Source organism: Clostridium sp. SHJSY1 (assembly GCF_031626875.1).
Classification (GTDB): Bacteria; Bacillota; Clostridia; order Clostridiales; family Clostridiaceae; genus Clostridium.
The window spans coordinates 1-12,560 of sequence record NZ_JANDMF010000002.1 but is presented as its reverse complement, the minus strand read 5'-3'; the positions used below and the strand labels follow the sequence as shown (position 1 = coordinate 12,560).

At 27.2% G+C, this 12,560-nt stretch carries 12 protein-coding genes; 10 read left to right on the top strand and 2 right to left on the bottom strand.

The features are described 5' to 3' along the window. Window positions 1–41 precede the first annotated feature (41 nt). Window positions 42–374: a helix-turn-helix domain-containing protein gene (locus NNC19_RS01225; RefSeq protein ID WP_310936771.1), complete on the top strand. Its 333-nt coding sequence runs from the start codon at window positions 42–44 to the stop codon at window positions 372–374. Window positions 375–494: 120 nt separating this feature from the next. Here the strand turns inward: NNC19_RS01225 and NNC19_RS01220 are convergent, their stop codons facing one another. After that, window positions 495–782, bottom strand: a complete 288-nt coding sequence (locus NNC19_RS01220; protein WP_310936770.1) for a putative quinol monooxygenase — start codon at window positions 780–782, stop codon at window positions 495–497. Between the two features lie 461 nt (window positions 783–1,243). Between NNC19_RS01220 and NNC19_RS01215 the strand changes: the two genes are divergently transcribed. Both NNC19_RS01215 and NNC19_RS01210 read left to right on the top strand, forming a co-directional pair. Continuing rightward, on the top strand, window positions 1,244–2,518 hold the full coding sequence (locus NNC19_RS01215; RefSeq protein ID WP_310936769.1) for an alkyl/aryl-sulfatase: 1,275 nt from the start codon (window positions 1,244–1,246) through the stop codon (window positions 2,516–2,518). Between the two features lie 82 nt (window positions 2,519–2,600). Then, complete coding sequence (locus NNC19_RS01210) at window positions 2,601–3,812, top strand: macrolide family glycosyltransferase (protein WP_310936768.1); 1,212 nt, start codon at window positions 2,601–2,603, stop codon at window positions 3,810–3,812. 214 nt (window positions 3,813–4,026) lie between these two features. Here NNC19_RS01210 and cax read toward each other — a convergent pair whose 3' ends face one another. Continuing rightward, entirely contained in the window at window positions 4,027–5,079 is a 1,053-nt protein-coding gene (gene cax / locus NNC19_RS01205) for a calcium/proton exchanger (RefSeq protein ID WP_310936767.1), read from the bottom strand. A 195-nt stretch (window positions 5,080–5,274) separates the two neighbouring features. Between cax and lexA the strand changes: the two genes are divergently transcribed. The 7 genes from lexA to NNC19_RS01170 all read left to right on the top strand — a co-directional run bounded on the left by lexA (window position 5,275) and on the right by NNC19_RS01170 (window position 12,460). Then, the gene (gene lexA / locus NNC19_RS01200) at window positions 5,275–6,696 is read left to right on the top strand and encodes a transcriptional repressor LexA (RefSeq protein WP_310936766.1); all 1,422 of its coding nucleotides are present in this window, start codon (window positions 5,275–5,277) and stop codon (window positions 6,694–6,696) included. A 12-nt stretch (window positions 6,697–6,708) separates the two neighbouring features. Continuing rightward, on the top strand, window positions 6,709–7,812 hold the full coding sequence (locus tag NNC19_RS01195) for a histidine kinase (protein ID WP_310936765.1): 1,104 nt from the start codon (window positions 6,709–6,711) through the stop codon (window positions 7,810–7,812). A gap of 1 nt (window position 7,813) precedes the next feature. Continuing rightward, entirely contained in the window at window positions 7,814–8,434 is a 621-nt protein-coding gene (locus NNC19_RS01190) for a response regulator transcription factor (protein WP_310936764.1), read from the top strand. Between the two features lie 100 nt (window positions 8,435–8,534). Continuing rightward, entirely contained in the window at window positions 8,535–9,464 is a 930-nt protein-coding gene (locus NNC19_RS01185) for an ABC transporter ATP-binding protein (RefSeq protein ID WP_310936763.1), read from the top strand. A gap of 22 nt (window positions 9,465–9,486) precedes the next feature. Next, window positions 9,487–10,623 carry an ABC transporter permease gene (locus NNC19_RS01180; RefSeq protein WP_310936762.1) on the top strand — a complete coding sequence of 379 codons (1,137 nt, stop codon included), beginning with the start codon at window positions 9,487–9,489 and terminating at the stop codon, window positions 10,621–10,623. After that, window positions 10,616–11,743, top strand: a complete 1,128-nt coding sequence (locus NNC19_RS01175; RefSeq protein ID WP_310936761.1) for an ABC transporter permease — start codon at window positions 10,616–10,618, stop codon at window positions 11,741–11,743. Before NNC19_RS01180 ends, NNC19_RS01175 begins: the two co-directional genes overlap by 8 nt. A 39-nt stretch (window positions 11,744–11,782) precedes the next feature. Beyond that, on the top strand, window positions 11,783–12,460 hold the full coding sequence (locus NNC19_RS01170) for a Crp/Fnr family transcriptional regulator (RefSeq protein ID WP_310936760.1): 678 nt from the start codon (window positions 11,783–11,785) through the stop codon (window positions 12,458–12,460). Window positions 12,461–12,560: the final 100 nt, after the last annotated feature.

Genomic DNA, 12,560 nt, shown 5'->3' with positions numbered 1-12,560 from the left:
TAACAAAAAATAAAATATTATGCAGAAGGAAATATATAAATATGGATAAAGAGTTAGATGCACATGAAAAATCGTTCTTGTACACAATAGAATTAATTAATGGTAAATGGAAAATGAATATACTATTTTTGCTTTCAAAAAGAGAACGAATTCGATATGGAGAATTAAAGAGATCACTTGGAAATGTTACTCACAAAATGTTAAGTAATAGATTAAAGGAATTAGAGCAAGATAAATTGATTATTAGAACAGATTATAAGCAAATTCCCCCTAAAGTTGAATATAGTCTTTCTGAAATAGGAATGTCTTTTATTCCAATACTTAATGCTGTTTATACTTGGGGATGTGATTACTTTACTACACTGAAAGAATAAATTTTGGAATATTAAATCTGATAATTTATACAAACTAATTTTGTAGTTCTATTTATATTTACATTAAAGAGCTACTTATAGCAATTTTAATTGTTATAAGTAGCTCTTTTTACACTGGTTTTATATAACTATCTTGTTAATATTTATAGCTGGATCTTCTTTTAAATTTTCAGTCAACTTTGGAAGAAGTTCTGTAAAATGCTTTGATTTATTGTGATTATCAATAGCTTCTTGATTTTCCCACTCTTCAACAAAGAATAGCATTTCACTGTTATCAACATTTTGTAATAATTGATATGAAATACACCCTTCTTCTTTTCTAGTTTCTGCTGCTAAAATTTCTGCATGTTTTTTAAATTCTTCTACTTTATCTTCATTTACAATAAATTTTGCTACTATTTTTAACATTCCAACACTCCTATCTTTTTTAACAAGTCTATAACAATGAGTTTGCTTATTATGAACTTAATTGTTTTATTATTCTATTAGTATAAATTATATTTTATGTTTATAGCAATAAGGCACTTTTATGTAACTAGGTTACTAATTTGTTACATTTTATACATCATTAGTTTTTAATAGCTTTTTGGGTATTCCAGTTATATTAATAAGTTATTTATAAAGTGTTATTATAGCTGTATATGTTTAAAAAATAGAAAAAAGGCTTAACAAATATAATATCAGATTTATTAAAAAATTCTTAGTTTCATTTTTCATATTTGTATTAGGGGTTACAAAAAAGTAACGAGGGTACTTTAAAGTACCTTATTTACTAAGAGAATATATATACTTAATATAAATATAAGGGAAAGATGAATCATGGGAAAATAAATATTAATATCTAATAAATTTAAGATGAGGTGCTAAATATGTTAAAAGAAAATGGTGAACAATTACTTAAAAATTTTTCTGATACTGCATATCCAAAAGCTGTTACAAAAGTTGTTGATGATATTTATCATGTTATGGGATACGCACATAGCAATTCAATTATTATAGAAGCTAAGAATTCCGTTATTTTAATTGATACTCTTGATACAGATGTTAGAGCTAAAAAGCTAAAGAAGTTAATTGCTGAGATCACTGACAAGCCAGTGAAAACTATTATTTTCTCTCATGGTCATCCTGATCATCGAGGAGGTTCTGATGTTTTCAGCGATACTAATCCTGAAATTATAGCATTTGCACCAAAAAGGCCAGTGATTGGTCGTACACCTAAATTAAATGATATACTTAATAAACGTACTTCTTATCAATTTGGATATAATTTGACAGATGAAGAGGTAATTTCTCAAGGTATCGGGATTCGTGAGGGATTCACTGTTGGAGAAGGAAAATATGCATTTGTCCCAGCTACAACAATTTATAATGAAGAAAAAGTAGTTCGTAATATAGACGGTATTGACATAGAAATGATATCAGCAGTTGGCGAAACAGATGACCAGATGTTTATTTGGTTACCGGATAGTAGAGTCATTTGCTGTGGTGATAATTATTACGGGTGTTGGCCAAATTTATATGCATTACGTGGTAGTCAATATAGAGATGTAAATGATTGGGTTGAAACTCTTGATTTAATATTGTCATATCCAACAGAATATGTTTTACCAGGTCATACTAAGCCGTTAATTGGTCGAAATACTGTGCAAGAAGTGTTGACAAACTTTAGAAATGCAATTGATTATGTACTGGAAGAGACACTAAAGGGTATGAATAAAGGATTAACAGCAGATGAACTTTCAAATACCATAAAGTTACCTGAAAATTTAGCAAGTCTGCCATACCTAGGAGAGTTCTATGGTACTGTGGCATGGTCTGTTCGTAGTATTTTTAATGGTTATATTGGATGGTTTGATGGAAATCCAACAAATTTAAATAAATTACCAACTAAAGAATATGCATTAAAAATGATAGAACTAATTGGTGGTGAGGAAAAGGTAATAACAGAAATAAAGAAATCTTTAGAAAATCAAGAATCACAGTGGGCAATTGAACTTTGTGACTTGTTAATAGGTGCAGATAGAAAAATTAGAACTGGGAAGCAATTAAAAGCTGAAGGATTAATGGCATTATCAAAACTTGAAACTAGTGCAAATGGGAGACATTATTATATTGCTTATGCTAAAGAATTATTAGTAAATTAATATGCTAGTAAATCTTCTAAAAAAGAGTACCTAAGTATTATTACATTTACAGAAAAATATAAGTGTAGAAAGGAAGAATAAAATGTCAAAAGTGTTATTTTTAAATATGTTTGGACATGCACACATTAACCCTACTATAGGGCTAGTTAAAGAATTAATAAATCGAGGAGAGAAGGTTACTTATTTTGCTAGTGAAGAGTTTCAAGAGAAAATAGAAAAGACAGGGGCTACATTTAGAGGTCATAGAAACTTATCAACTGTAATTACGGGAAACTTCAATCTAGAAAATAACGAGATGCCATTTGAAGTAATTGGTTTGTTAAAAGAAATAAAAGAAATACTTGAAGAAATAACTGATACTGTACTTAATTCGGAAGAAAAATTTGATTATATTATTTATGATTCGCTATTTATTTTAGGAAATGAATTAGGAAGAGTATTAAAAATACCTGCAATACGTTCTGGGCCAGGTTTTGCATCAAATGAAAGAATAAATTTATTTTTATCGATATTTAATAAGATTAGCCCTAAGTTTCAGGAACTTTTAAATAGTTCAGAGTGCATAGATTTTATTAAAGATTTACAAAAAAAGTATGGCATAAATTTTCCTACCAGCATATCTACTGTATTTACTGAAACAGATATGACTATTGTATATACTTCTAAGTATTTTCAAATTTGTGGTGAAAGTTTTGATAATCGATATAAATTTATTGGTCCGTCAATATCAGATAGAAATGAAAAAATGAATTTTTCTTTAGAAAAAAATGATAAGAAGAAGGTTATTTATATATCTTTAGGCACTGTATTTGATGGTTCTGTCAAATTTTATGAAAGTTGTTTTAAGGCTTTTGCTGATATGGATGCAAATATCATTTTGTCTGTAGGTAAAAAAATAGATATTACTATATTTAGAGATATTCCATCAAATTTTATTGTTCGTAATTATGTACCTCAACTTGAAGTTTTAAAACAAACAGATGTATTTATTACACATGGTGGCATGAATAGTACAAATGAAGGTCTATATTATTATATTCCATTGATTCTTATTCCTCAATCAGTTGACCAGCCATTCGTAGCCAATAGAGTTGCTGAATTAGGTGCTGGTATTGTTATTGAAAAAGCTAAAGTTACTCCAGAGATATTAAGGCAGTCAGTAGTTAGGATTTTTTCAGATAATACTTTCAGAATAAATAGTAAAAAGATTGGGAAATCACTTAGGGAAGCAGGAGGGCATAAAAAAGGTGTTGATGAGATACTTAATTTAATTACTAATATTAGAAAAAATTAAAGGAAGTCTATAAAATTTCAACAACTAAAAGATTACTTAGTTTTATAGTTTTAATCCTCAAAATGCTAAAGAATCATTAGAGCAGTAACTTATTAAATTGAATATAAATTTTACATATTATTATAAAAAAAGAACTAGGTATATGAATTACATTCTGCATACTTTGCAATTGGTAGTTCATATACCTAGTTGAATATTTATAATAACTTATTTATTATAAGATAAAGAATGAAGCTGCAACTATTAAATATACAGCAAGAAGCTGAACTCCTTCAAGCCAATTAGATTCACCATCATTAGAAACCCTATTAGCAATTAAGACAGCCACTATTAAAGCAATAAGTTCAAATTCATTAAATACTATACTCATAGGAGTAAATAATAAACTTAAAAATATTAATACTGGAGCAACAAATAATATAATTTGTAAACTTGATCCAATGGCGATTTCTATAGCAACATCCATCTTGTTTTTCATAGCCATTACAACAGCAGTACTATGTTCAGCTGCATTACCTATTATAGGAATTAATATTATACCTACAAAGAATTCACTAAGTCCTAAACTTTCAGTTAGAGATTCAATGCCACCAACTAAAAATTCACTTTCAATAGCTATAAGTACTGTAGCCACAACTAATACTCCTATTGATTTCTTTAAAGACCACTTAGCAGTACCTGGTTCCTCTTCATCTTCATGAGTGCCATTGTAAATATCTTTATGTGTGTAGAATGAAAAGACTAAGCTTAATATATATATAGCAAACATAATTATGGCAACAATTATACTCAATCCTTCATATCTTGTGTTTAAAAGTTCTTTATCAACTGTATGTGTAAATAATGCAGGTATACATAAACCAACTACCGCAAAAAGTAGCATGCTAGAAGAAACTTCAACAACTTTTTTATTAAAACTTTGAGTTTTATGTTTCAATCCTCCAGCTAACATACTTGCACCAAGTACTAATAGAATATTTCCAATAACTGAACCAGCTATTGATGATTTAACCACTTCAAAAAGACCTTCTTTTAAAGCAAAAAATGATATTATAAGTTCTGTAGCATTCCCAAAGGTTCCGTTTAGAAAACCTCCTATTTTAGGACCAGAATAAAACGAAATTTCTTCAGTTGCTTCTCCCATAAGTCCAGCAAGGGGTACTATAGATAATGCTGCTAAAACAAACATTATAGATGGTGATACGTGCAAAAATTCACAAACAAAGCTTATTGGTATAAATATAAGCATATACCTAAGTACTTTCATGAAATTACCTCCTCTTAAGATTATATTTTTGCTTATTTAATATAGTTAAAAAAGCATTCTAAATAAGATTATAAAATATTATGGTTTTCTTGGCTACTATTTCTTTTATAGCTAAATTGCTAAAAGTTTGATAACATAAAGATTTTCAGGTATTATATTATGTAAGAAGGAATTTTATAAAGGAAGTATAAGAAGATGATGAGATTACTTAACATACAGAAAAAATTCATTAAAAGTAAACCAGTAGAAATAAGTATTTTAAAAGGAAAATCAAATACAGGAAAAACTGAGGCTATACTTCATAGAATACTGAATCTAATTAATAATTTTGCATATGAAGAGGATGATAAGATTTTAGTTGTTCAAAAGGAAGAAAAGTTAAAAGATAAATATTTAAATAGATATAATTTTTTTAAGAATGAAAATGAATATTCATATATATCTCTTTTATCAACAGATAAGGAACCTGATTTTCTTTCATTTAATAATATAGTAGATATATATTCAAAGGGAAGTAGCCTTGCTACATTAAAACAAAAGGAAGAAATAATTAAATCAATATTATCAGTGGAGAATTTTAAGCATTGTAAAAAACTTAAAGCAGAAAATATGTATACTATTATAAATGAAATTAAGTTTATAAAAAATCATAGAGTTTCTTCTTATGAAGAATTTATGACACTTATGGGAGGTCCGTTAAGGCTTAGAAAAAATTCTTTAGCTAGAAAAGAGATGTTTAGATTCTATGAATTATATAATAAATCTTTAGAAGAGAAAAATCTTCAAGATCATGAAGATAGAGTAATATATGCTATAAGAGAGATTGAAGAAAAAAGACATAATAAATATGTTCATATATTTGCAGATAATGCAGAAAGTTTTTCAAAATTAGAACTGGATTTATTATTAGCTCTTAATAAGAAAAAAACATATGGAACTATAACATTAGCTGTTGATATAGATAAAGGAGAAAATGTATATTCATCCTTAGTAAAAAAAGGCAGAGTATATGCTAAGACAGTTTTTGGAGCTAAAAAGAAAATATTTAACTTCAAAACAGATGTACAAGCTAAGAATTTTGAAAATTTGACAATACTTAAAGAAGAGAAGATAGAAGATAAATTTTTATTTGTAGATTTTAAACACAGACGAAACTTTGAATTCACATTAGAGGATAATGGTCACGAAGTTAGCTTTGTTGGAGAAACAAAAGAGAAAATTAATAAGAATGAATTAGAAGATGTACCAGTGTTTAATAATATTGCTGCTGGTGAGCCTATACTTATAAACCCTACACAAGAAGATATATTTGCTCTTCCAAAATATTGGGTTAAGGGTCTAAACCAAAAATTTATTTTAAAAATTAAAGGTGATTCCATGATAGATGCAAATATAGATGATGAAGATTTAGTTGTAATAGAACAAAATCCATCACCTGTTAATGGGGATATAGTTGCAGTAAACATTGATGGTAGTGCTACTTTAAAGAGAATAAAGATGGATACAGATGAGGTTCTTTTAATGCCTGAAAACAAAAAATATGAACCAATAAAGGTTACAAAAGAACAAGAATTCTACGTTTTAGGAAAGGCAATAGGTGTTATTAAAAAGATTTAAAGAGGGGTATAAATGAAGAATAAAGTATCAATATTATTTATTATAGTAGGTATTTTTGCCGTAGTTTTAAATGTTTTAAAAACTAATACATATATACAATCTATAATAAATATATGTATCATTATCTTTATTTGTATTATTCAGTTATTGTATTCAGTATTTAAAGTTAATGAGAAAATTATAAACTATTCTATTGTTGTTATAATATTGATCTCTCTACTATATAAGATAATAGGAGTGGAATTTTTTATTCCATTAATAATATTTGAGATTTTTCATAACAAATTTCATATAAGTGTTATTTGTTTAGTTGCCGTTGCTTTAAAAAGTATTTTTATAGGAGATGATTTGTTTAATTATACAGTTTATATAGTTATAATTAATCTTTATCTTTATGAATTAAGCCAAAAGACTGAAGATGAAAAAGAATTAAAGGAATTTAGTAGAGGTCAAAGGTATGAAAGTCATTTAATGGAGCAAAAGTTATTAAACCTAGAAAAATATATTGAACAGAACAATATAATGGCAAGCTTAAAAGAAAGAAATTACATGACACAAAAAGTACATGATCATTTAGGACATAGAATAACCAGTTCTCTTATGCAACTTGAAGTAACAAAAGAAACACTTGGAAAAGATAATGAACTTAGTAGAAAGTATTTAATTAGTTCTATGGAAAACCTAAGAGAAGGTATGGATGAAATACGTAAGGTTTTAAAAAACATTAAGCCAAAGGAAAAAGTCATGGGTATAGAGGATATAAAAGAAAAACTCTTGAAGTTTCAGTATAGTTCAGGGATAAAAACTTCATTAAGTGTTACTGGCGATGTAGATAGAATCAGATATAGTGCTTGGACTGTCATTGAACAAAATATTAAAGAAGCTTTAACTAATGCAGCCAAATATTCTAGTGCTTCAAATGTGCAAGTATCTATTCTAGTATTTAATAAATTTGCTAGGATAGAGGTTAAAGATGATGGAAAAGGTTGCACTTCAATAAAAAAAAGTCTAGGATTAATGGGCATGGAACAAAGAATTGAAAGTATTGGTGGAAGAATTCAATTTGATATTAATAATGGTTTTATTATAAATATGATTATAAACCTGGGGGAATAATATGAGTATAAAGGTTGTAATATGCGATGATGATAGTTTAATTAGGGAAAGTTTAAAAATCCTTATACCATTAAAAGGTGATATAGAGATAGTAGGGGAAGCATCTAACGGACAAGAAGCTATTGATATATGTGAAGCTAAAGAAGTAGATGTAGCTTTAATTGATATAAGGATGCCTATATTAAATGGTGTAGAAGCTGTAAAGGAAATAGTGAGGAGAACAAATACTAAATGCTTGGTTCTTACAACTTTTGATGAAGAGGATTATATTAATGAAGCTATTAGTTATGGTGCGAAAGGATATATATTAAAAAATAATTCTCCAGAACAAATAGCTAATTCTATAATTTCTGTATATAACAATACCATAGTGATGAATGAAAATATACTAGGTAAGATACAGGGTAAAATTTCAGAACCCAAAATATCAAAATATGATTTTACAGATAGGGAAGTAGATATTATTAAAGCTATAAGTGAAGGATTAAGTAATAAAGAAATAAGCAATAAGTTATATATATCTGAAGGAACTATAAGAAATTATATTACTGGGATATTAGATAAAACAGGGCTGAATCATAGAACTGCTATAGCGGTTAACTATTTAAAAGGAAATTTATAATATGACAAATGTAATATAAAAAAGATGATATTCCTAACTATTAGGATATCATCTTTTTTTATATACTAATATTATAGAAGATACAAGGAGGAATTAAAAAATGAAGATGATAGAAATAAAAAAGATTTATAAAGACTATGGAAATCATGTAGCTGTTGATGGGATAGATTTAAGCATAAATAAAGGACAAATTTATGGGATACTAGGACCTAATGGAGCTGGTAAAAGTACACTTATAAAAATGATTTGCGGGCTTATCAATAAGACTTCTGGTGAAGTTATATATGAAGAAAGTACAAACAAGATAAGAAAATGGAAAGAAAATATAGGTATAGTCCCTCAAGACTTTGCTCTTTATTGGGATTTAACAGCTGAGGAAAATATAAGTTTTTTCTGCTCACTTTATGGTTTTAAGGGAAAGGAATTAAAAGAAAGAACTAAAAAAACATTAGAGTTTGTAGGTCTTTTAGATGTAAGAAATAAGAAAACCTCAGAGTTTTCTGGTGGTATGAAAAGAAGACTTAATATAGGTTGTGCTATAGCACATTCTCCAAAACTTATAATTATGGATGAACCTACAGTTGGAATAGACCCTCAATCAAGAAATCATATATTAGAATCAGTTCTTAAACTTCGTGATGAAGGTGCAACAGTAATTTACACATCACATTATATGCAAGAAGTGGATGATATTTGTGATAGGATTTCAATTATAGATAAAGGTCATGTTATTGCAGAAGGAACAAGTGATGAACTAAAAAATTTAGTAAGAGATAAACATATCTTTAATTTAAGTGTTACTAAAAAAGTTAATGGATTAGAAGATAAGTTAAAAGAAATAACAGGAGTAGAAAAGGTTACTTTTCTAAATAATGAATATAAAATTTCTACATTAAAGAGTAATAATCTTATTTCTAATATTGTAACAACAGTAGCTCAAAGTGGTGGAGATATAAAAAATATAGAAAGTGAAGAAACAAGTCTTGAATCTGTATTTTTAGCTCTAACAGGAAAAAAATTAAGGGAGTAGGTGAATATTAATGTTTTGGTATATGTTAAAAAAAGAAGCCATACAGTTTTTACGATCTAAAGGAAATTTATTAATGCTTTTTATATTTCCAATAATATTAATAACTACTTTAAGTGTTGGGTTAAAAGATATGATGACAAATAGTTCAATATTTAAAGAAGGGGATGAAACATCCAAGGTATATTATACAATAGAAGATTCTTCTCCTTACAAAGAAGGATTTTTACAATTTAAAGAAGGTGTAGAAAAAAATATTAATGTTAAATTTGAAGAGGTCTCTTCTCTAGAGAATGTTAAAGAAGATATTGATAATTATAATGCGTTTTTCCATATAAAAGTTAGCAAAGATGGATTTAATCTATATTCATCAAACAAAGGTGAAAAGAGTAAAGTGAAGATACTAAGAAGTGTTTTTGAATCATCTTTAAGTGAATATGCTGCTTATGAAACAATAGAAAAATTTAATCCAAATGCATTTCAAAATTTAGTGAGGAATAAATATGATGAATATGTAGTAAAAGAAAATCTAAATGGTGCTAGGGAAATTAATTCATCAGAATACTATACATTTGCAGAATTAGCATTAATAATATTATATGTATCAACTATTGTTGGAGAATCTGTTTATAATGAAAATAAACTTACTACAATAAATAGAATTAGACTATCAAAGGCTTATGATAATTTATTAATAATGTCTAAGGTCACTATGGGAGTAATAATTTCTATACTACAAACTACATTGATATATGTATATTCAACTTATGTTTTAGGAGTAGATTGGAGTGGAAACTTATTTAAATTCTTTTCTCTTTATTTAGTATTTGGACTTTTTGCTTCAATAATTGGAGCACTAGTTGGGCTTGTTTCAAAAAATGATTCAACAACATCTGGAATTTTACAAGGCTTTATAATATTTGTGTGTTTTCTTGGTGGGTGTTATGTACCTTTAACTAGTATAATAGCATCACCTCTTATGCAAAAGTTAGTTTATTTAAGTCCTATATATTGGATTAATACTGCAATTAGTAGTTTGCTATGTAATATGCAATCAAATGCATATACTATTGCATTGCTTCTTCCTCTTGTAATATCTGTTATATGCTTATTTATTTACTTTATTTTCATAAATATTAAAGGAGGTCTTGCAAATGATTAAAATAATGAAAAATACTGCTAAAATTCTTTTGAGGAGGAAAAGCTTTGTATTAACTACTTTTATATTACCAATAATATTGATATTTGCAATTACTTCTTTATACAATAGTGCTGAGAATCTAAACATTGGAGTTATTAATAATGATAAAGGTGAACTTGGCCATGTTATTGAAGATAAGTTATCAAATATGGATTTGAGTAATATTACAGATTTAAGTCAAGGAGATTATACACAAAGTTTGATTTTTCATAAGTATGAAATGATTATTACAATAGATGAAGATTTTACAGAGAAATTATTAAATGGAGATTTATCAGAAATTAAGTATCAAAGTTTAACAGAAAATGATACATCTCAAGTGATAAAAAACATGTTAGAAAGTGAAACCTCATCACTAGCTAATATCTGCAATAATATAAATGTAAACAATGACGGTATTACTAATGTAATTAAAGCTTTTAATGAAGATAAACCAGATTACAAAATTGAGAATGACGAAGATGCAAAAGTTAAAATAAGTCAAGATTCTATGGGGATAATATTCTATATAATATTTGTTTCAGCAAGTATTGGATGTGGATTTTTATTGGAAGATGAAAGGCAAGGAACAAAAGAAAGAGCTCTTATGGGTAATATTGGAGAAAAGCAATATTTTGCAGGACTTGGAATACTATTCTTCCTATTTGCAGCTGTACCATCATTTGAGTATTATATTATATCTAACCTTCTTGACTTAGATTTTGGATTTGAGCATAAAATATTATTACTGCCAATTATTTTATTAATGTCTTTATTAGCAGTATCATTAAGTATTATGCTTTCTTCTATAATAAAAAATAAGCCTGTGTTTACAATGACTCTTAGTGCATTATCAATACCTATGTTTATGCTTAGTGGTTCCTTTTGGCCATATGACTTAATGAGTATTACTTTACAAAAGATAGGAAGTATTTTACCTCCAAGATGGATTTTCTTAGCTATAGAGAATTTACAAAAAGGAAATGGTATATCAAGTATTTTGCCAATGGTAGGGGGAGTATTACTGTTATCAATTTTACTATTTATATTAAGTATCTTCTTTACAAAAAATAAGGTTGTGTTAGTTAAAGATAACAATTAATATTAGATTAAGAAACTTTATTTAACCTAAGGAGGACAGATGGAAATTGTAGAGGCTTTAAAAGGAAATGAACTTTTTAAAAATATTGATAATAAAAAACTTAAAGAAATAATTTCTAATATACCCTACCATGAAAGAGAATATCATAGAGGTGAAGTTATTGCTCATGAAGATCAAGAGTGCAGATCATTGGGGCTTATATTAGAAGGACATATTGAAATAATCAGGTTATATTCAAGTGGTAAAAGTATAACAATACAAAAACTCGGAGTAGGCGATGTGTTTGGAGAAGCACTGGTGTTTTCATCTCACAGTAATTACCCAGCTACGATAGAAGCAGTTGAAAAGACTAATATAATCTTTATCAATAAAGAAGAAGTTTTAAAGTTATGTCTAGAAGAAGAAATTATTTTAGAAAATTTTATGACTCTTTTAAGTGATAAAGTATTTATGCTAAATGGTAAAATAAAAAGTATTTCATTTAAAAGTCTAAAACAAAGAGTTGTAAATTATTTAATTAAACAAAGTAGACTACAAAAGTCATTAACAATTAAATTAAAAGATAGTAAAGAGTCAATTGCATCCTACTTAGCGATGCCAAGACCTTCTTTATCAAGAGAACTGATAAAGCTCAGAGATGAGAATCTTATAAATTTTGATAGAAATACTATAACCATATTTAATATAGAAGATTTAGAAGAGGAATTATTTGAATAAATAATTCCTCTCAGACCGTTGACAAAAGAGATATTTTCATTCCTGAAAATATCTCTTTTGTCTTTACTTTATAAAAACATATAAATTTGATTAAATCCAA